Below are 19462 nucleotides of genomic sequence, written 5' to 3'. Positions count from 1 at the left end.
CGACCGCGTACTCCGGTCTACGGGCGTTGCGCGGGGGGCTCATACGCCGGCGGCGGCTCGTATGCGGGAGGCCCCTCATACGCCGGCGGCAGGTCATACGCGGGAGGAGCGGCGAGGGAGACTGGTCGCAGCAGCGAGTCCACCAGCTCATCCGGCGTGACGCCGCGCTCCGCGGCTTCCGCCCGCAGCAGCGCGATGGACGCCGGCGACAGCGATGCGTCGTCTGCTTCCCCACTGTCTCGGCGCGGGCGTTCCTGCAGCAGCAGCGACAGCACGGGGAGCACGATCGCGCCGAGCGCGGCGAGGATCGACACGATGCCGAGCACGCGGGAGTACGGCTCGCCGCCGTACTCGTCGGTCCACACGGGGTAGATCACCATCGCGAAGACGATCGCGAAGAGCGCGAGCGTCACGATCAGTCCGATGCGAACCGCCGTCCGGCGCCGGTCCGCCAGCAGCAGGAGCAGCGAGGCGAAGGAGAACGCGACGGATGCCGCCACCGCCGTCCACAGGGAGTCCCAGAACGCCTCGGCCTCCCAGGTGGGCTGGCCCCACAGGGCGATGAGCACCAGCACCGCTGCGACGACCGACACGCCGGCGCCGATGTACCCGAACGTCTGCAGCCGCCGCCCCACGAGAGAGACGCAGCACAGCACCGCGACGCTGAAGGCACCCACGACGGATGTGGTGCTGAGCACCCGCCACGCGGTCGGCCCGAGCTCGGCGCCGAGCAGCACGACGATGCCGCTGATGGCGGCGGCGCTGAACGAGACGACGATGACGGCGACGATGACCCGGCGAGCGAGCGACACGGGAGTGCGCGTCCGGCCCGCCGGATCGGTCATGTCAGCTCCTCACGCACCTTTGCGACGTCGGCGGTCATCGTCTCGATGAGCAGCTCGACCCCCTCGAACGCGACCATACCGCGGATCCTCGCTACGAACTCGATCTCGACGACGTGTCCGTAGAGGTCGAGATCCGTCTCGTCGAGCACGTAGGCCTCGACCTGGCGCACGTCGATGTCGTCGAACGTCGGGTTCGTGCCGATGCTGATCGCGGCCGGATAGCGCACGCTGCTGCGCGGCGTGGATGCGCCGTCCTGCGGCATCCCCTCGTCGACCAGCCAGCCGGCGTAGACGCCCTCGGCGGGCACGAAGCCCTCGAGCGCCGGCGACAGATTCGCCGTGGGGAAGCCCAGCTCGCGCCCGCGCTTGAGCCCGTGCACCACCTCGCCGCGGACGGCGTGCGCGCGCCCGAGCAGGCGCGAGGCGCCGGCCACATCTCCGGCGTCGAGGAGCTCGCGCACCCACGTCGAGGACACACGGCGCCCGGCGTCGATCGCACGCACATCGTCGACGACATCGACGTCGAAGCCGAACTCGCGTCCCAGTTCGCGCAGGAGCTCGGGGTTGCCCGCGCCGCCGCGGCCGAAGCGGAAGTCCGCGCCGACCATCACGATCCGCACGCCCAGCGCGCCGACGAGCACATGCTCGACGAACTCCCGGGCACCGAGGTCGGCCAGCGTTCGGTCGAAGGTCAGCATCAGCGTCGCGTCCACGCCCGCATCGGCGAGGAGTCGCAGCTTCTGGTCGACCCCGACCAGGCTTTCGGGGCACAGTTCGGGGCGCAGCAGCGCCAGCGGGTTGCGGTCGAACGTGACGGCTACGACGCGCGCGCCGGAGGCCTCGGCATCCACCCGTGCCCGGTCGATGACCGCGCGGTGGCCCGAGTGGACGCCGTCGAACTTGCCGATCGCGACGACGGACGGGCCGAAGCCCGCCGGCACGTCGCGGGGATCCCGGAAGACGATCACGACGCCACCGCCGCAGGCGTCGTCGCAACGGGCTGTGCGACGGGACGATGCGTCGCCAGCCACCACATGCCGAGGAACGGCAGCACGAGAGGCACGAACAGGTAGCCCGAGCCGAACCAGGACCAGACCGTCGGATGCGCGAACAGCTCGGGCATCACGAAGCTCAGGGTGCCGACGATCAGCACGCCCGCGAGCTCGAACACGATCGCCACCCACGCCACGACATACCAGCCGCGACTCCCGGCGAACACCAGGGCGAGCGTGGCGACGATGTACACCAGCGCCGAGAGCGCCGAGAGCGTATAGGCGAGCGGCGCCTCGTCGAAGCGCTCGACGATCTGCACGAAGGACCGACCGGTGGCGCCGAGTGCCATGATCGCGTAGACGATCACGAGCACGCGGCCGATGCCGGTCATGCGGGGGCGGGCGGAAGACGACATAACCAGACGAGTTTAGTTCTTGCCGCGGGGCGCTTTGCCGTGCCTGACAGCCCTCAGGCGACCTGGACGGTCCAGATCACCTGCATGCGCCACACCATCACCGCGATCGAGAGCGCGGCGATGCCCATGATGACGGTGCTCCAGCGGCTGCGCTCGAGCAGCGCCCACGCGACGGCGGCGACGGGCAGCAGCACGGCCGAGACGAGGTAGACCCAGAACTCCAGCAGACTCCCCGATGGCGGATTGCCCGCGAACGGCGCGACGATCGCGATGACGACCTGGGCCAGGAGCAGGAGCTCGACCAGGGCGAGCGAGCCGACGGTCCAGTCGCTCGGGCGCCGGCCGGCGAGTCCGGCGATGACGCAGAAGAGGCCCGCCGCGACCGCGACGACCACCTGGACGATCGTGAACCACAGGATCATCGGGCGGCCTCCTCGGGCATGTTCATCGCGCTCTTGACGTCATCTCCCCGGCGCTCGACGACGCCGACGAGCCGGCCGTCGGGGTCGATCGCCGCCGCCGGGGTCGCGGGAAGCCGTCCGGCAGCGCCGAGCAGCCGCTTGCCGTGACGAAGGTCCCGCGCCTCGTCGGCGGTCACGTCGAACCGGCCCAGCACCGCATCCGCTGCCGTCGCGGGGCTCAGCAGCATCGCGTCGGCGAGGTCTGCGACACCGGGCGCCCCCGCCACGTCGAACGGGCCGATGCGGGTGCGCCGCAGCGCGGTGAGATGCCCGCCCACGCCCAGCGCGGCACCCAGGTCACGGGCGAGCGAGCGGATGTACGTGCCGCTCGAGCAGTCGACGACGACATCGAGGTCGATGACGCCCGGCATCGCCGAGCCTGCGGTCGCGGTCCCGGCCTCCGTGGCCTGCGAGCCCGCCGAGAGGCGCCGTTCGGCGAGGACCTCGAACCGCGACACCGTCACCTCCCGGGCCTTGAGCTGCACCTCCTCCCCCGCGCGGGCGAGGTCGTAGGCCCGGCGCCCGTCGACCTTGATCGCCGAGTACGTGCTGGGAACCTGCGAGATGCGACCGGTCAGGGCCGCGATGCCCGCCGTGATGGCCGGGGACTCCAGGGACGAGGCATCCGTCACCGCGACGACCTGCCCCTCCGCGTCGTCGGTGTCGGTCGCGACGCCCAGCCGGATGGTCGCCTCGTAGGTCTTGTCCAGCCCGACGATGAACGTGAGCAGCCGCGTCGCGCCCTCGACGCCGAGGACGAGCAGCCCGGTCGCCATCGGGTCGAGCGTGCCGGCGTGGCCGATCTTGCGCGTGCCCAGCGCGCGGCGCGCTCGTGCGACGACGTCGTGCGAGGTGATGCCGCCGGGCTTGTCGACGAGGAGGAGTCCGGGTGCCGCCATCAGCCGCCTCCGACGATCCGCGGGTGAGCGAGATCCGAGTTGTCGACGATGACGGATGCCGCCTCCCGCGGTCGTGCCGCGCTCAGGTAGATCTCCTGCCCCTGCCGATACCGCCCGTTCGAGGGTGCTTCCGGGTCGGGGTCGGAGCCGTCACGCAACGCCATGCGGGCGAGGGTCATGTCGAAAGGCACGTCGAGCCAGACCGACCAGTCCCACAGGCCTCGCAGCTCGGGCCTGTGGAGGAAGATGCCGTCGACCACCAGCACCGCGTCGAGCGGCGCGGTGACCCACTGCGACTCGACGGGAGCATCGCGGACGACGTCGAAGGCCGCCAGCTGGAAGCCGGTGGTCCCGGCGGTCTGGGCGCCGTCGCGGAATGGGTCGATCAGCACGCGCCGGAACGTCGCATAGTCGAACGAGTCGCGGTAGAAGCCCTCGGGGCTGTTGCGGCCACGGAGGTAGCGCTCGCTCCGGGGCCGGTGGAAGCCGTCGATGCCCGCTCGGAACACCGCGTCGCCGGTCTCGGCGAACACCTCCGCGAGCCCGTCGGCGAACACCGTCTTGCCGGCGCCGTCCAGCCCGTCGATCGCCACGATCACGCGGCCCCCGGCATTGCGCCGCCGGACACGGTCGCGCAGTCCGCGCCACAGCGTCGTGGTCGGCGTGACGGGAAGGCGCATGAATCCAGCCTACGGGCCGCGACCGCACGCCCCGCGCGGCGGAGATCTACCCTTTCGCGGTTCCCGGAGGCGCGAAAGGGTAGATCTCCGCACGTACGCTGGAGCGCATGCCCGAGCTCGCGACGCCGCCGGATCCGGATCTCGCGACGCCGCCCGAGCTCGCGACGGGGCCCGACCTCGCCACCCCGCCCGATCTCGCCCGCCCACTGGCGGAGTGGTATCGGGCGAATGCCCGGGACCTGCCGTGGCGGCGGCCGGGGTTCGGGGCCTGGGGCGTGCTGGTGAGCGAGTTCATGCTGCAGCAGACGCCGGTGAACCGCGTGATCCCCCATCTCGAGGCGTGGCTCGCCCGGTGGCCGACGCCGTCGGACCTCGCCGCCGCCGCGCCCGCAGACGCGGTGCGGCAGTGGGCGAACCTCGGCTATCCGCGGCGCGCGCTGTGGCTGCACCGCGCGGCCGTCGAGATCCGCGACCGCCACGACGGGGTCGTGCCGCGTGACGTCGACGCGCTCCTCGCATTGACCGGCATCGGCGACTACACCGCACGCGCGGTGGCCGTCTTCGCGTACGGCGACCGTCATCCGGTCGTCGACACGAACACCCGGCGGGTGCTGGCACGCGCGATCGACGGCCGGTCTCAGCCCGGCCCGCCCTCGCGGCGCGACCTCGAGGCGATGACGATGGTGCTCCCCCGGGCGCGCGAGACGGCCGCCGTCGTCAACGCGGCGACGATGGAGCTCGGGGCGGTCGTCTGCATCGCCCGTACACCGCGCTGCGACGTGTGCCCGTTAGGCGACCAGTGCGCATGGCGCGCGGCGGGGTATCCCGACACCGGCGATGACCGCCGCAAGCAGGCACGCTACGAAGGCAGCGACCGGCAGGCGCGCGGGGCGGTGCTCAAGACGCTGCGGGATGCCGCAGCCCACGCGATCCCGCTGGCAGAGGTGGTGCCCGACTGGCCGGACCCCCTCCAGCGTGACCGCGCCATCGACTCGCTCATCGCCGACGGGCTGGCGGAGGCATCCGACGGTCTCCTGCGGCTGCCGCTCTGAGCACTGAGCAGCGGGCCGTGAGTACCGCAGACGACAGACGCCGCGACCGGCGGACCGGTCGCGGCGTGTCGAATGCGACGAGGAGTCAGTCCTCGCCGTCGAGCTCGCGCGGCTTGACGTATGGGTCGGCCTCGCCGGCGTACGTCGCCGAGGAGGCGAGACCTGCCACCGCGGCATCCCGCTCCTGCGCTTCGCGGAGCAGGTCCGCGATGTGACCGGCGTTCTCGGGGATCGCGTCGGGGATGAACTCGAGCGACGGGGTGAGACGCACGTTGAGGTGCTTGCCCACCTCCGAGCGGAGCATCCCGGTCGCCGACTTCAGCGCCGCCGCCGATCCTTCGCGCTCCTCGGGGGAACCCAGCACCGTGTAGAACACGGAGGCGTGCTGAAGGTCACCCGTCACGCGCACATCGGTGATGGTCACGAATCCGAGCCGCGGGTCGCGCAGGCCCTTCTCGAGCCGCTCGGCGAGGATGACGCGAATACGGTCGCCCAGCCGGGCCTGACGTTCGCTGGCCATGATTGCTCCTTAAGGGGATGATTCCGGATGCCTCGAACAGAGGCATCCGGAATCAAGACACGCGGACTCAGCCGCGGGGCTTCTCGATCATCTCGGTGGTCTCGATCTCATCGCCCACCTGGATGTCGTTGTACTTGCCGAGGCCGATACCGGCTTCGAAGTCCGTGCGGACCTCGGTGACGTCGTCCTTGAACCGGCGCAGCGACTCGATGGCCAGGCCATCGGCCAGGACCACGCCGTCGCGGATGACGCGCGCCTTGGCGTTGCGCGTGATCGTGCCCGAGCGGACGATGACACCGGCGATGTTGCCGAACTTCGAGGAGCGGAACACCTCGCGGATCTCGGCGACACCCGACTGGACCTCTTCGTACTCCGGCTTGAGCAGGCCCTTGAGCGACTGCTCGACATCGTCGATCGCGTTGTAGATGACCGAGTAGAACCGGACATCCACACCTTCACGTGCGGCGCGCTCGCGCGCCTTCGTGTCGGGACGGACGTTGAAGCCGATGACGATCGCGTTGTCGATCGTCGCGAGGTTGATGTCGGACTCGGTGACCGCGCCCACACCGCGGTGGATGATCCGCAGCTGGACGGAGTCGTCGACCTCGATCTTGAGCAGCGACTCCTCGAGGGCCTCGACGGCACCCGAGACGTCACCCTTGATGATGAGGTTGAGCGACTCGACCTTGCCCTCTTCGAGCGCACGGGTGAAGTCCTCGAGCGAGATGCGCTTGCGGGCCTTGGCCAGCTGGGCGTTGCGCTCGGCCGCTTCACGCTTCTCGGCGATCTGGCGGGCCGTGCGGTCCTCTTCGGTCACGATGAACGTGTCGCCGGCTCGCGGCACCGAGTTCAGACCCTGCACCTGCACGGGACGCGACGGGTAGGCCTCTTCGACGGCGTCGCCGTTCTCGTCGGCCATCGCACGCACGCGCCCGTAGGCCGTGCCGGCGACGATCGCGTCGCCGACCCGCAGCGTTCCGGACTGGATGAGCACCGTGGCGACCGAACCGCGACCCTTGTCGAGCTTCGCTTCGATCGCGACACCGCGCGCGTCCTTGTTCGGGTTCGCCGTGAGGTCCAGACCCGCGTCCGCGGTCAGCAGGACCGCGTCGAGGAGCTCCTGGATGCCGGTGTTCTGACGAGCAGAGACATCCACGAACATGACGTCGCCGCCGTACTCCTCGGCCACGAGCCCGTACTCGGTGAGCTGCTGGCGCACCTTGGCGGGGTTGGCGTCGGGCTTGTCCACCTTGTTCACCGCGACCACGATCGGCACGTTCGCCGCCTGGGCGTGGTTGAGCGCCTCCACCGTCTGCGGCATGATGCCGTCGTCGGCGGCGACCACCAGGATCGCGAGGTCGGTCACCTGCGCACCACGGGCACGCATGGCGGTGAACGCCTCGTGACCCGGGGTGTCGATGAAGGTGATCGCGCGCTCGATGCCCTCGTGCTCGGTCCACACCTGGTACGCACCGATGTGCTGCGTGATGCCGCCGGCCTCGCCCGCGACCACGTTGGTCTGGCGGATGGCGTCGAGCAGTCGCGTCTTACCGTGGTCGACGTGACCCATGACGGTCACGACCGGAGGCCGGATCTCGAGGTCTTCCTCGTTCTCCGCCTCCAGCTCGGCCTCGAGATCGAGACCGAAGCCCTCGAGGAGCTCCTTGTCCTCGTCCTCGGGCGAGACCATCTGGATCTTGTAGCCGAGCTCGGCGCCGAGCACCTCGAAGGTGGCCTCGTCGAGCGACTCGGTCGCGGTCGCCATCTCACCCAGGTTGAACAGGATGGTGACGAGCGTGCCGGGCTGCACGGTGTAGCCGCGCAGCGCCTCGAGCTTGTCGGCGAAGTCCGCGATGGATGCGCCGCGGCGCAGGCGGATGATCTCGCCGTTGCCCTTCGAGACGTTGACGCCGCCGACGACCGGCGCCGACCGCATCTCGAACTCCTGCCGCTTCGCACGACGCGACTTGCGCTGCTTCGACTTGCCGCCGCCCTTGCCGAAGGCACCCGCGGTGCCACCGCCGGGGCCACGGCCACGACCGCCACCACCGCCGGGACGACCGGCGAAGCCGCCCGCGGGCGCTCCACCGGGAGCGCCGCCGGGACGCTGGAAGCCACCGCCGCCGGCGCCGCCGGGACGGCCGGGACCGCCGGGACGCTGCTGGAACGGGGCACCGGGACGACCGCCGCCACCGGGGCGACCCGCCCCACCCGGACGCGGAGCGCCGGGACGAGGAGCACCCGGGCGCGGAGCCTGGGGACGCGGGATGTTGCCGGGGCTCGGGCGCTGACCCATGCCCTGCGCCGACGCGAAGGGGTTGTTGCCCGGGCGGGGGCCGGCGGGACGCTGACCCATGCCCTGCGACGACGCGAAGGGGTTGTTGCCCGGGCGCGGCGTTCCACCACCGGGACGGGGCGCCTGCGACGCGGGCGTGGCCGGCGTCGGTGCGCCGGGGCCGGGCTTGGGAGCGCCGGGAGCAGCCGGAGCGGCGGGGGCGTCCGCTGCCGGAGCCGCCGGAGCGGCCGGAGCGGCCGGAGCCTTCGCTGCGGGAGCCGGAGCGGGTGCCGCGGCGGGCGCCGGTGCGGCGGGCGCCGCCGGAGCGGCAGCCGGGCGCGCCGGACCGGGCTTCACCGCGGGACCGGGCTTGGCCGCGGATGCACCGGGCTTCGCTCCGCCTGCGGCGGGCGCCGCCGCGGGCTTGGCCGCAGGTGCGGCGTCAGCCGACTTGCTCTGGCCGTCGGCCTCGAGCGCAGCGCGAAGCTTTCGCGCCACGGGGGGTTCGATGGTGGACGAGGGGCTCTTGACGTATTCGCCGAGCGCCTTCAGCTTCTCGAGCGCGACCTTGCTGTCGACGCCGAGCTCGGAAGCGATCTCGTGCACGCGTGGTTTGGCAGCCACAAATTCTCCTGTCTGGGTCCACCCAGACAGGGCAGACCGTTAATCGCGGACGGGTCTCATTTCGAGCCGTTCACTTTGTTTCCATAGCCGTTCAGCCTTTTGTTCGCTGTAGGTACTGGTCGATGGTCTGCGTGTCAAGCGGGCCTGACACACGCAATGCTCGTACGAAGGCACGGCGCCGAAGGGCGGCATCCATGCACTCCGGCGTCTCGTGCACCCACGCGCCTCGTCCGGGCATCGATGCGCGCTCGTCGAGGACGAGGACGGAATCGATGGATACCACCCTGAGGAGGGCGGACCGGGGAGCACGCGTGCGGCATCCGACGCACGTTCGTACAGGTTCCATTCTACACCCCGGGGCCTGATGCCCCGGACCTCCTTCGTCTACGCCTCAGGGCCTGTGCCCCGGACCCGTTCCTCACACCGAGCTACTGAGGGCGGCGCGGCCGCGTCAGCTCTCCTCGAGGATGCTGTCGGGCTGGATGTCGATCTTGGCGCCGGTGAGCTTGGCGGCGAGGCGGGCGTTCTGGCCCTCCTTGCCGATGGCGAGCGACAGCTGGTAGTCGGGCACGAGCGCCCGGACGGCCTTGTTCGAGGCATCCAGCACGAAGCTCGACGTCACCTTGGCGGGCGACAGCGCGTTCGCGACGAACTTCGCCAGCTCGGGGTCGTAGTCGACGATGTCGATCTTCTCGCCGCCGAGCTCCTCGGTGACGGCCCGCACGCGGCGGCCGAGTTCGCCGATGCACGCGCCCTTGGCGTTGATCGACGGGTCGTTGGCCTTCACCGCGATCTTGGTGCGGTGGCCGGCCTCGCGGGCGAGCGAGACGATCTCGACGAGTCCCGCCGGAATCTCGGGAACCTCGAGCGCGAACAGCTTGCGCACGAGACCCGGGTGGGTGCGCGAGACGGTGATCTGGGGCCCCTTGGCGCCCTTGGCGACCGACGTCACGTAGACCCGGAGGCGGGCGCCGTGCGCGTAGTCCTCCGTGGGCACCTGCTCCTCGGGAGGCAGGATCGCCTCGACCGAGCCGAGATCGACATGCACCATTCGGGGGTTGGGGCCCTGCTGCACGATCCCGGCGACGATGTCGCCCTCCTTGCCGCGGAACTCCCCCAGCACGGCGTCGTCGGCGATGTCGCGCAGCCGCTGGCTGATGACCTGCTTCGCGGCGAACGCCGCGATACGGCCGAAGTCCTCGGGGGTCGACTCCTCTTCGCCGATGACCGCGCCCTCGTCGTCGAGCAGCGGGATGAACACGGCCACGTGACCGGTCTTGCGATCCAGTTCCGAGCGCGCGCCGTCGGGCAGCTCGCCGGTGGGCGAGGTGTGCTTGGCATAGGCGGTCAGGATCGCCTGTTCGATGATGCGTACGAGCTCCTCGAAGGGGATCTCCTTCTCGCGCTCGACAGTCCGCAGCAGTCCGAGATCGATGTCCACAGTGGCCTCCGTATTCAGCTCTCACCGGCGCGTCGACGCACGCCGGAACCCTCCAACATTACCGGATGCCGCGGCGCACGGTTTCGGGCCCTGCAGGCGCCGGTGGTCGCGATCAGTTCAGGCAGTCGTCGACGTGCGTGTCGGCGTGACGGAACCTCGCATCGGTCCAGTCGATGAGCACGGGGACGAAGTGCGATCCGGGCAGGAGGATGCCGAGGTGGTCGTAGCCGCGGTACTCGAGGAAGCGGACCTGGTTGCCGTCGGCGCACAGCTGCTCGACGAACTCGTGCTGGAGATGCGGCGGAATGACCTCGTCCTCGTCCCCCCAGCCGATCAGCATCGGCTGGCCCCACGGACCGGTCGGCGTGTTGTCCGCCAGCCGGCGGCCGAGCGCGCCCGCGGTGAGGTCGCCCACGAACAGCGGGCGGTCCTCCGAGACGCCGAGCGCCGTCGCCACCGACACGATCACGCCTGGCTCGGACGGGCAGCGCTGCGTCATCTCGCGGACGATCGCCTCGGAGCCGGGCGCGATGTAGCGCGTGAGGTCGATGTCGTCGTAGGTGTCGGCGTACGGCACCAGCACCCACGAGATGAGGATCGACAGCATGGCGTTCGCATCCCCGCTGGTGAGCTCCTCGGCGAGCGCGATCGGCTCGGCGACGGGCGCCAGCAGCGCGGTGCCGCGCACATCGATGTCAGGCGCGTAGTCGCCGGCGATCTGCGACGTCCACAGGGCGGCGTGCCCGCCCTGTGAGTGCCCCCACACAGCGGTGCGGCGGGACAGGTTGAGGCCCTCGACCTCGCGCGCGGCCAGCACCGCATCGAGAGACGATCGCGCCTCACCGCGACCGATGAGGTACGGGAACACGCCCGGTGCGCCCTGACCGGAGTAGTCCGAGGCGACGACCACCCATCCCCGGGCGATCGCCTCGTCGAGGCCCGGGATCGCCCACTTGGTGGCCGACGCGTCACGCAGGCTCGGCGCGCAGCCGCGCGCGACGCCGGTCGTCCCGTGGTTCCACGAGACGACCGGCCGAGGCCCGGGCGGCGCCTCTCGCGGCGTGATCACGAGCGCGCTCGCCACCGCGGGCTGACCGTTGGCGTCGCGGGTCGTGTACAGGATCCGCCGGACGTCGGCGCCGGCGGGCTTCTGCCCCGAGAAGTCGTCCGTGCGGATGAGGTGCCCGTGCTCGTACGGCACGACGGAGGGCGGATCGTAGAACGCGTCCACGACCTGGGCGCCGTCCTGGAACCACGAGTTCGCCCACCACCCGCCGACGGCGAGCGCCACGAGCAGCGAGGCGAGGGCGTAGCGCCCTGTGGCCAGCCAGCCGGCGCGCGCCCGACCACGCCGGGCTGCGTCGGCTGCCGCAGACCCGGAAGCGGATGCCGCGGCATCCGTCCCCGCCGTGTCCCGAGCGGGCTCGCCGGTGGCCGGGACGGATCGCCGCCCCTCGACGAAGGCCCGCACCGCGCGGACGAGCAGCGACGCGCCGAAGATCACGGTGCGGACGCCGAAGATGAGGGCGACCAGGAGCACGGTCACATCCGGCCACGCGTACGACAGGATGCCGAACGCGATCTGCGCTCCGCCCCAGACGCCGGCCAGCACACGCTGGCTGACGCTCCCGCGACGCACCGCGTCGTAGATCGATGCCAGGCCGCCGAGGACGAGGAGCACCGCGATGATCTCGGGCAGCAGCTCCAGGGTGCGGCCGAGGCCGAGGAGGATCGCGAGGCCCAGCGCGATCCACACTGCGCCGAAGCCGACGCGCGACCACAGCGCGGTCTCGGGGGCGGCCAGCATCCGTGCGATGCCGGAGAAGATGGCGCTGAGTCCCACATAGACCGTCAGCAGGACCAGCGACGTGAGGGGCCGGGTGACGATGAGGAGACCGACCAGCAGCGCCAGCGCACCCACCACGACGAGCACGACCGGAGGAGCCCCGCGCACGAGTCGCGGCACCACGCTCCACCCGGAGACGGGAGGTCGACGGCCCTCGCGGATCATCCGCCCCATCATAGATGCGCGTTCGAGGGGCGCGTGAGCACGCCCTTCACCGGCCGGACGTGCCGACACGGACCCCCGCGCGTCACGCGCGGTCCGCGTCAACCCCCTCTCTCCGGCGCCCGCGCAGTCTAGCGTGAGGGCGTGAAAGCGAACGCGAAGCACCTGGCTCGTGAAGCGGAGGCCAGCTCGGTCTTCGAGGCGATGGCTCGTGCGGGGTACGTCGCGAACGGCATCATCCACATCCTGATCGGCGTCATCGTCATCGTGGTCGCGGCAGGAGGGGACGGCGAGGGCGACCAGGCGGGTGCGATGAAGGCGGTCGCCGGAGCGCCTGCCGGCTTCGTCGTCCTGTGGCTCGTCGCGATCGGGCTGTGGGCGCTGGCCGTGTGGCGCGCGGCCGAGGGGCTCCTCGCCCGCGACCTGTCGGGCGACGTCAAGGGCGCCGCGCGCAAGTGGGGGCGGCGACTCGCCGACTGGGGGCAGGCCCTCGTCTTCGTCGCGCTCGGGGCCATCTCGGCCGCGGTGGCGATGGGCGCGCGCCCGAACGGCGAGGAGGCCGCCGAGGGCGCCAGCCAGGTGCTGCTGCGGCTCTGGGGCGGATCGATCGTGCTCGGGCTCATCGGGCTCGGCATCGGCATCGGCGGGATCTCGTTCGTCGTCATGGGGGTGCGGCGGAGCTTCCGCAACCGCATCCGCACTCCCGACGGCAAGTTCGGACGGGGTATCACGGTGCTCGGGATCGTCGGCTTCGTCGCCAAGGGCATCGCGCTCATCATCGTGGGCGTGCTGCTCCTGGTGGCCGCGGTGGGCACCGACTCCGACGCCGCAGGCGGGCTGGACGGCGCGGTGGACGCGCTCCTCGACCTGTTCCTGGGTCCTGCGCTCGCCTGGATGGTCGGCCTCGGCTTCATCGCGTACGGCGTCTTCACAGTCGCCCGCGCGCGCTTCGCGCAGATGTGATCGCGCGCTCGAACGGCGTTACGGCGCGGCATCCGTGCTGTCAATGGTCTGGCCAGGGCACGCGGCGGCACCGAGGCTGGGGGTATGACGCACACAGAAGAAGATCTCGTCACCGGTCCCGAGGCGATCGCCAGGGTCAAGGAACTCGTCGAAGACATCGACTTCACGATGCTGACCACCCGGGACGCCGCCGGCAATCTCGTGAGCCGGCCGATGAGCACGCGACAGATGGACGAAGCAGGCGACATCTGGTTCTTCACCCTCGCCGGAACCGCCAAGGTCGCCGAGGCTCAGGCCGACCCGCAGCACGACGTGGGCCTGTCTTACCTCGATGCCAAAGGGCACCGCTACGTCTCGGTCGCGGGTCGCGCCGAGGTGGTCCGCGACGACGCGAAGATGAAGGAGCTCTACTCCCCCGACCTCGACATCTGGTTCGAGGACGGCCTGGACACCCCCGGGATCGTGCTGCTGCGCGTGACTCCGGTGGAGTGCGAGTTCTGGGAGCCGAAGCACGGCAAGCTCGTCGCGGCGGCCGGCATGCTGAAGGCCCTGGTGACGAAGGACACGCCCGACGACACGATGTCGCACGGCAGGGTCAGCTGCTGACACCGAGCGGACGTCGCCGGTGGCGGCCGCGAGCCGCCGTCGCGATCGGACGTGGCGCAGCCCCGCGCGTCCTCGCCATACTGGGCGAAGACGCGGGTGGCGAGCACGGGAGGCACACTATGACCGACGGCACGACCAACATCGCCATCACCGACGCCCTGCGCGTGCCTCCCGGCGGCGGCCTGCGGGTCGCCGATCCGGGGCTGATCGGACTGCTGGGCTTCGTGATCGCCACGGTCACCGCCCAGCTCGCTCACCTCGGCCTGCAGGACGACGCCCCGGTGTTCTGGGTGGGCGCCGTGTTCGGCGGGGTCGTGCAGGTGACGGCCGGCATGCTGTCGTACTTCGCCGGCGACAACTTCCACTTCATCGTCTACAACGCGTTCGGGTGGTATTGGATCGTCGTGCCGGGGTTCCTCCTCGGCGAGGAGCTGGGCTTCTTCGAGGTCACCGCCCAGGCGCGGGGCCTCTTCTCGCTCGTGTTCGCAATCCTCGCCCTGCTGTTCACCCCCGCGGGCGCCGTGCACAACACCGTGCTGCCCGTGACCCTGCTCGCCGTCTCATTGGGGCTCGGCTTCCAGTCCGTCGCGGCATTCGCCGACACCGAAGCCCTCGCGATCACCGGTTCGATCATCCTCCTCGTCGCGTCGGCGCTCGCGGCGTACCTGCTGGTCGAGAAGTTCTACTGGCGCACCATCGGGCGCCGCGTAGTGCCCCTCGGCCCGCCGTGGATCCTCGGGGATCCCAACCCGGAGTCCTGACGCCGGGCTGCGCCCGCACGGCCGACACCGAAGCACTTCGCCTCCCTCGCGACCGGGTCCCGACGAACGACGCCGCGTCGCCCGGGTGAGGGGCGGCGCGGCGTCGTCACGAGGTGCGGCCGAGGCGAGGTCAGGCGCGATAGACCTGCACGACCGACGGGCGGGGCGCGTTCGGCGCATCGCCGGGCTCTGCCGACCCGTAGTCGGGGAACAGCGACGTCGGTGCGGCGAACGTGCCGCCCTCGCCCGGGTGCTGCACCGCGACGAAGACCATGCCGTCCTTGTCGTGGATCACGGGGCCGCACGTCTCGGCCTCGCGCGGGACCGCGAGGAACTGCTGCACGTGTCCCCGCTCCGCACCCTCGAGCGGAACGAGGAACAGGCCGTCGTTGTAGCCGATCGTGCTGGGCGCGCCGTCGGTCGAGACCCACAGGTTGCCTGCGGAGTCGAACGCGACGTTGTCGGGGCACGAGATCGGCGAGACGAGCTCCTTCGGGAAGCCCGCGAAGTACGTGTTCGCGAACACCGCGGGGTCGCCGCACAGGAGGAGGATGCTCCAGCCGAACGTCGTGCCGGACTGGCCGGCGGTCTCCGTCAGCTCGATGACGTGGCCGTAGCGGTTGCCGGTGACGGGGTTGGCCTCGTCGAGGGTGGCGACCGAGCGCGCCGAGTTGTTCGTGAGCGCCAGGTAGACCTTGCCGGTCTTGGGGCTGGGCTCGACATCCTCGGGGCGGTCCATCTTCGTCGCGCCCACGGCATCCGCTGCGAGACGTGTGTAGACCAGCACCTGCTCCGTCGTGAAGCCCGCGACGACGGATTCGCCGTTGCGGGTGAGCGGGATCCACGTGCCCGAGCCGTCGAAGGCGCCGTCGGCGGGGAGCGCGCCCGTGCCGAGGATCTCACCGGCCGGCGAGTTGCCCTTGAACTTCGCGACGTACAGGTCGCCCTCGCTCAGCAGCTCGAGGTTCTTCTTGCGCGAGCCCGAGATCTTGTTCTTCGACACGAACTTGTAGAGGTAGTCGTTGCGCTCGTCGTCGCCCATGTAGGCGACGACATGGCCGTCCTCGGCGACGATGACGTTCGCGCCCTCGTGCTTGAACCGACCCATCGCGGTGTGCTTGCGCGGCGTCGAGGTGGGATCCTGCGGATCGATCTCGACGATGTATCCGAAGCGGTTGGGCTCGTTGACGAAGTCGGGGTTGTGCGCGTCGAAGCGGGGGTCGTACTTGTCCCAGCCCGTCTCGGTGGAGGTCGAGGACGTGGACTGGTAGCGCTTCTGCGCGGCGGTGTCGGCAGCCCACGCGAAGTAGCCGTTGAAGTTCTCCTCGCCCGAGAGGATCGTGCCCCACGGGGTCGTGCCGCCGGCGCAGTTGCCGAGAGTGCCGTGCACCCAGCGGCCCTCCGGGTCGGCGGCGGTCTTGACGAGGTCGCTGCCGGCGGCCGGGCCGGTGAGCTCGAACACGGTCTCGACCGTGATGCGGCGGTTGCGCTTGCCGTCGACGACGTACGACCAGGGCGCACCGGTGCGCTTGCGCGTGATCTCGACCACCGACATGCCCTGCGCCGCCTTGAAGATGTCTCCGCGCCGCTGGAGCTCGGCGGGGTCGCTCGACGGCGGGAACATGATGCCGGGGTTGCAGTACTCGTGGTTGTTCACGAGCACGCCGGTCTTGCCGCTCGGATCGGCGACGATGTCGAGGTAGTCGGCGTTGTAGCCGAACTGCAGCGCCTGCGCGGCGGGGGTCTGGCCGTTGAAGTCGAAGACCGGGGCGTTCGAGAAGAGCGGGTCGCCCCAGCGGATGATGGGCTGCCACCTGTACCCCTGAGGAACGACGAAGTCGTCCACGAAGCGGTTCACCGGCGCGATGGCGTCGAACGGGAGGCTGCCGCCGGCCGGGCGCGCGAACGCGGCTCCCGCGCCGCCGACACCGGCCGAGCCGGGGGCCGACAGAGGGGCCTGCTGCCGCAGACCGCCCACGGCGATCGCAACGGCACCGGCCGCACCGAGACCGAGCAGCGCGCGGCGCGACAGTGCGGCCGAGGCGACTTCCTGGAAGGTCTCGTTGTGCGACGAGTTGCACTCGGGGCCGAGGCACGCGTTGGCGCATTTGTACTGGCAGGTCGCGGCCAGCCGCTTGCCGCGCACATGGTCGGCCATGGGAAGTGGACGGCGGAATCCTTCGACGATGCTCACGATCGTCCTCTCTGCGTGCATGACGGTCGGTCGGGGTGGCGCCAGCCTGTTCCGGTGGGGCGACACCCGCGGTAACCGCAGATGAACGACGGGCAACCAGCGCATGAGAACGGACTCATCGACGACGGATGCCGAGGCAGAGGTGAACGTGCCGGCAGCTCAGTCCTTCGGCGCCGACGCGAGCGCGTTGATGGCCCGGATCAGGCGGTGAAGCTCGCCCACGCGGAACTGGTTGAGCCGCAGCACCAGCCGGGGCAGCTCGAGCTGGTCGTCGTCCTCGACCTCGACGCGCAGCGGTCCACGCCGTTCGATGCGGCCCTCGATCACGAGATCGCCGAACGCGGCGTTGAGCGCCTCGACCTCGGCATCCGTCGGCTCGGCCTTCAGCCGCAGCACCAGCCGCTTGCCGACCCACCGCAAGGACGAGTAGTTGCGGTAGAACCCGGAGAGCTCCTCGACGGCTGCCGTCACCGAATCGGTGACGAGCACCCGATCGAAGTCACCCTCGGAGATGACGCCACCCGGCCGGAGGTGGTCATCGATGAATCGCCGCAGCCCCGACCAGAACGTGCCGCCGGGCGCATCCAACAGCACGATCGGCGTGGGGTCCGCCTTGCCGGTCTGCTGGAGCGTCAGCAGCTCGAACATCTCGTCCAGCGTGCCGAAGCCGCCCGGCACGCAGACGAAGCCGCTGGATTCCTTCACGAGCATGAGCTTTCGCGTGAAGAAGTACTTCATCGCGACGTTGCGGGCGTTCTCGCCGACGATCGCGTTCGGCTTCTCCTCGAAGGGCAGCCGGATCGAGACCCCGAGCGAGTTGTGCGGTCCCGCGCCCTCCGCCGCGGCCTGCATGATCCCGGGACCGGCGCCCGTGACGACCATCCAGCCGTGCTCGGCGAGCGCCGCCGCCACCTCGGACGCCTGCCGGTAGAGCGCGTCCTCGGGGAGGGTGCGTGCGGAGCCGAAGATCGTGACCTTCGGCACGTCCTCATAGGGTGCGAACAGCCGGAAGGCCGCTCGCATCTCGGTGAGCGCGGAGCTCGCGATCTTCAGATCGAGCCGGTCGGCGCCGTCGATCCCCAACCCGATGCCGGTCGCGAGGATCCGTGCGATGAGATCGGCGTTGTCGGTGATCCCCGCCGCCGCGATCGTGGCGCGCATCTCCTCTGTGACGGTGTGCGAGATGGTTCCCGTGTCGCTCTGACCCATGACGCCAGCGTGCCACGATCAGCCGCTGCGCGGGTGAGCGACGTCCGAACATCGGATGCCGCAACCCGCGCGCGGCGTGCAACCCGTGGGCGCGGCATCCATTCGTTCCGCTTGCGCGCCCCGAACCGGCATCCGCTGTCCGGACTCCCCGCAGCGAGTGCCGGAAGCGACAGCGCGAAGGTCAGCGCATGCCCTCGAGGAGCTCCGCCGCGTGGGCGGCGCCGCCCAGCGATCGGAGCTGCGCGCCGACGCGGGCTGCGGCATCCCGGAACGACGCTTCCCCGAGGACGCGATCGACCGCCGCGGCGACCGCCGACGCCTTCGGTGTGCCGGTGCGCAGGTTCACGCCCGCCCCGCTCCACGCGACCCGCGACGCGACCTCGGGCTTGTCGAGGTCGCCGCCCGCGACCACGAGCGGCACACCGCGGGCGAGTGACGCGAGCGTGCCGCCCCAGCCGCCGTTCGTGATCGCCAGGTCGACCCGCGGAAGCAGTGCGCCGAACGGCGCGAAACCGGTGACGCGCGCGTTCGACGGCACCGCGAATGGGAACGCGTCTCTCCCGCGAACACCGGTGGTCGCGACCACGAGGATGTCGCGGTCGGCCAGTGCCGTCACCGACGGTCGCACGAGGTCGTCGGGATCGATGTTCGCCGTGCCCTGCGTCACGAGCACGATGCGCCGGCCGTCGAGCTCGTCCCACCACGAAGGCAGGTCGGCGGGTTTCGACGCGGCCGTCTGTTCCGCGAGCTCCCCAACGAAATGCAGATGCGTGGGGCGGTCCGTGCGTCCATAGTCGAGCAGCCCGGAACCACTCGCCGCGATCAGCGTCGGCGAGAACACCATCCGGTCCATGGTCCGGCCGCTCTGTTGCAGCCCCACCGCGCGTTCCGCGTCACCGATCGCGGCGACGAGCGGCCGCGAGACGAGCGGGACCAGCCCCCGCAGCGCGGCGTCGCGCGCCTTCGTGACCGGGTTCGCGCCGGGTCGCAGCCCCATGCCGCTCGGCGGCCCGGCCGGCCCCGGGAGGTTCAGCGGGAGCACGGCGACCGTGGCCCACGGCATCCGATGGCGTTCGCTGAACAGCACCGCGCCGAGCGACATCTCGTCGGCGGCGAGCACGTCCCACGGCTCGCGCTCCCACTCCGCCGTGAGGTCGGCGACCTGCGCGGGGGCGGTGCCGATGAAGCAGTCGATCACGTTGATGAACAGCTGCCGCATGCCCTTCTTGCCGACGAGGCGCGGGAAGGTGGCGGACACGTCGTTCTCGTCGAAGTCGGGCGCCTCGCGCCACGGCACGAGGCGCGCGCCCGACGCCTCCACCCGAGAGCGGAACCGGGATCCCGTGTAGAAGCGCACATCGTGCCCGCGCTCCACCAGCTGCCGCGCGACCGCCGTCAGTGGCGCGACGTGTCCGGTGAACGGCATGGCGATGAGCAGGAACCGACCCATGCGGGTCATCCTCGCGGTCAGGAGCACCGCCCGCCAGGGCTTCACCGATTCCGGATACGCGAAAGG

18 protein-coding genes are annotated in these 19462 nt (G+C 70.9%); 4 read left to right on the top strand and 14 right to left on the bottom strand.

Annotated features, from left to right (window positions below; all coding sequences use genetic code 11):
- Positions 1–17: 17 nt before the first annotated feature.
- The 6 genes from B1729_RS03830 to B1729_RS03805 are packed head-to-tail and all read right to left on the bottom strand — an operon-like array spanning position 18 to position 4293.
- The gene (locus B1729_RS03830; RefSeq protein WP_163630780.1) at positions 18–845 is read right to left on the bottom strand and encodes a hypothetical protein; all 828 of its coding nucleotides are present in this window, start codon (positions 843–845) and stop codon (positions 18–20) included.
- Entirely contained in the window at positions 842–1813 is a 972-nt protein-coding gene (locus B1729_RS03825; RefSeq protein WP_163617939.1) for a bifunctional riboflavin kinase/FAD synthetase, read from the bottom strand. The genes B1729_RS03830 and B1729_RS03825 overlap by 4 nt, the downstream gene beginning before the upstream one ends.
- Positions 1810–2253 (bottom strand): hypothetical protein, encoded by a 444-nt coding sequence (locus tag B1729_RS03820; RefSeq protein WP_163617940.1) that lies wholly within the window; start codon positions 2251–2253, stop codon positions 1810–1812. Before B1729_RS03820 ends, B1729_RS03825 begins: the two co-directional genes overlap by 4 nt.
- A 53-nt stretch (positions 2254–2306) precedes the next feature.
- On the bottom strand, positions 2307–2675 hold the full coding sequence (locus B1729_RS03815; protein ID WP_163617941.1) for a hypothetical protein: 369 nt from the start codon (positions 2673–2675) through the stop codon (positions 2307–2309).
- Positions 2672–3613 carry a tRNA pseudouridine(55) synthase TruB gene (gene truB, locus B1729_RS03810; protein ID WP_163630779.1) on the bottom strand — a complete coding sequence of 314 codons (942 nt, stop codon included), beginning with the start codon at positions 3611–3613 and terminating at the stop codon, positions 2672–2674. Before truB ends, B1729_RS03815 begins: the two co-directional genes overlap by 4 nt.
- Positions 3613–4293, bottom strand: coding sequence for a uridine kinase (locus B1729_RS03805; protein WP_163630777.1), 681 nt, complete (start codon positions 4291–4293; stop codon positions 3613–3615). Before B1729_RS03805 ends, truB begins: the two co-directional genes overlap by 1 nt.
- Positions 4294–4400: 107 nt before the next feature.
- Between B1729_RS03805 and B1729_RS03800 the strand changes: the two genes are divergently transcribed.
- Positions 4401–5345 (top strand): A/G-specific adenine glycosylase, encoded by a 945-nt coding sequence (locus B1729_RS03800; RefSeq protein ID WP_239539397.1) that lies wholly within the window; start codon positions 4401–4403, stop codon positions 5343–5345.
- An 85-nt stretch (positions 5346–5430) separates the two neighbouring features.
- Here the strand turns inward: B1729_RS03800 and rbfA are convergent, their stop codons facing one another.
- From rbfA to B1729_RS03775, 5 genes are all read right to left on the bottom strand, one after another.
- The gene (gene rbfA, locus B1729_RS03795) at positions 5431–5865 is read right to left on the bottom strand and encodes a 30S ribosome-binding factor RbfA (RefSeq protein ID WP_163617944.1); all 435 of its coding nucleotides are present in this window, start codon (positions 5863–5865) and stop codon (positions 5431–5433) included.
- A gap of 67 nt (positions 5866–5932) precedes the next feature.
- Positions 5933–8764 (bottom strand): translation initiation factor IF-2, encoded by a 2832-nt coding sequence (infB, locus tag B1729_RS03790; RefSeq protein WP_239525875.1) that lies wholly within the window; start codon positions 8762–8764, stop codon positions 5933–5935.
- A gap of 91 nt (positions 8765–8855) precedes the next feature.
- The gene (locus tag B1729_RS03785) at positions 8856–9110 is read right to left on the bottom strand and encodes a YlxR family protein (protein ID WP_163617945.1); all 255 of its coding nucleotides are present in this window, start codon (positions 9108–9110) and stop codon (positions 8856–8858) included.
- A 105-nt stretch (positions 9111–9215) separates the two neighbouring features.
- Positions 9216–10205, bottom strand: coding sequence for a transcription termination factor NusA (gene nusA, locus B1729_RS03780; protein WP_163617946.1), 990 nt, complete (start codon positions 10203–10205; stop codon positions 9216–9218).
- Positions 10206–10317: 112 nt separating this feature from the next.
- Positions 10318–12216, bottom strand: a complete 1899-nt coding sequence (locus tag B1729_RS03775) for a lipase family protein (RefSeq protein WP_163630775.1) — start codon at positions 12214–12216, stop codon at positions 10318–10320.
- Between the two features lie 141 nt (positions 12217–12357).
- Between B1729_RS03775 and B1729_RS03770 the strand changes: the two genes are divergently transcribed.
- The 3 genes from B1729_RS03770 (at position 12358) to B1729_RS03760 (ending at position 14543) form a co-directional block, all read left to right on the top strand.
- Positions 12358–13176, top strand: a complete 819-nt coding sequence (locus B1729_RS03770; protein WP_239539395.1) for a DUF1206 domain-containing protein — start codon at positions 12358–12360, stop codon at positions 13174–13176.
- Between the two features lie 84 nt (positions 13177–13260).
- Positions 13261–13782: a pyridoxamine 5'-phosphate oxidase family protein gene (locus B1729_RS03765; protein WP_163630773.1), complete on the top strand. Its 522-nt coding sequence runs from the start codon at positions 13261–13263 to the stop codon at positions 13780–13782.
- A gap of 119 nt (positions 13783–13901) precedes the next feature.
- Positions 13902–14543, top strand: coding sequence for a GPR1/FUN34/YaaH family transporter (locus B1729_RS03760; RefSeq protein ID WP_163617949.1), 642 nt, complete (start codon positions 13902–13904; stop codon positions 14541–14543).
- Positions 14544–14673: 130 nt separating this feature from the next.
- Here B1729_RS03760 and B1729_RS03755 read toward each other — a convergent pair whose 3' ends face one another.
- From B1729_RS03755 to B1729_RS03745, 3 genes are all read right to left on the bottom strand, one after another.
- A complete protein-coding gene (locus tag B1729_RS03755; RefSeq protein WP_163630855.1) occupies positions 14674–16701 on the bottom strand; it encodes a PhoX family phosphatase in 2028 nt (675 codons plus the stop codon).
- A gap of 195 nt (positions 16702–16896) precedes the next feature.
- On the bottom strand, positions 16897–17946 hold the full coding sequence (locus B1729_RS03750) for a TIGR00730 family Rossman fold protein (RefSeq protein WP_163617950.1): 1050 nt from the start codon (positions 17944–17946) through the stop codon (positions 16897–16899).
- A 181-nt stretch (positions 17947–18127) separates the two neighbouring features.
- Positions 18128–19462, bottom strand: a 1335-nt coding sequence (locus B1729_RS03745; protein WP_204318851.1) for a nucleotide disphospho-sugar-binding domain-containing protein, incomplete at its 5' end; no start/stop codon positions are given.

It is taken from the genome of Microbacterium sp. B35-04, assembly GCF_010634885.1.
Lineage (GTDB): Bacteria > Actinomycetota > Actinomycetes > Actinomycetales > Microbacteriaceae > Microbacterium.
Note: the sequence above shows the minus strand (reverse complement) of the source record. Positions and strands in the feature narration are given on the sequence as shown.

Coding starts and splice junctions, on each gene's coding strand:
- B1729_RS03830 (WP_163630780.1), bottom strand. CDS start 845: ATGACCGATCCGGCGGGCCGGACGCGCACTCCCGTGTCGCTCGCTCGC.
- B1729_RS03820 (WP_163617940.1), bottom strand. CDS start 2,253: ATGTCGTCTTCCGCCCGCCCCCGCATGACCGGCATCGGCCGCGTGCTC.
- B1729_RS03815 (WP_163617941.1), bottom strand. CDS start 2,675: ATGATCCTGTGGTTCACGATCGTCCAGGTGGTCGTCGCGGTCGCGGCG.
- truB (WP_163630779.1), bottom strand. CDS start 3,613: ATGGCGGCACCCGGACTCCTCCTCGTCGACAAGCCCGGCGGCATCACC.
- B1729_RS03805 (WP_163630777.1), bottom strand. CDS start 4,293: ATGCGCCTTCCCGTCACGCCGACCACGACGCTGTGGCGCGGACTGCGC.
- B1729_RS03800 (WP_239539397.1), top strand. CDS start 4,401: ATGCCCGAGCTCGCGACGCCGCCGGATCCGGATCTCGCGACGCCGCCC.
- rbfA (WP_163617944.1), bottom strand. CDS start 5,865: ATGGCCAGCGAACGTCAGGCCCGGCTGGGCGACCGTATTCGCGTCATC.
- B1729_RS03785 (WP_163617945.1), bottom strand. CDS start 9,110: ATGGAACCTGTACGAACGTGCGTCGGATGCCGCACGCGTGCTCCCCGG.
- B1729_RS03775 (WP_163630775.1), bottom strand. CDS start 12,216: ATGATCCGCGAGGGCCGTCGACCTCCCGTCTCCGGGTGGAGCGTGGTG.
- B1729_RS03765 (WP_163630773.1), top strand. CDS start 13,261: ATGACGCACACAGAAGAAGATCTCGTCACCGGTCCCGAGGCGATCGCC.
- B1729_RS03760 (WP_163617949.1), top strand. CDS start 13,902: ATGACCGACGGCACGACCAACATCGCCATCACCGACGCCCTGCGCGTG.
- B1729_RS03755 (WP_163630855.1), bottom strand. CDS start 16,701: ATGGCCGACCATGTGCGCGGCAAGCGGCTGGCCGCGACCTGCCAGTAC.
- B1729_RS03750 (WP_163617950.1), bottom strand. CDS start 17,946: ATGGGTCAGAGCGACACGGGAACCATCTCGCACACCGTCACAGAGGAG.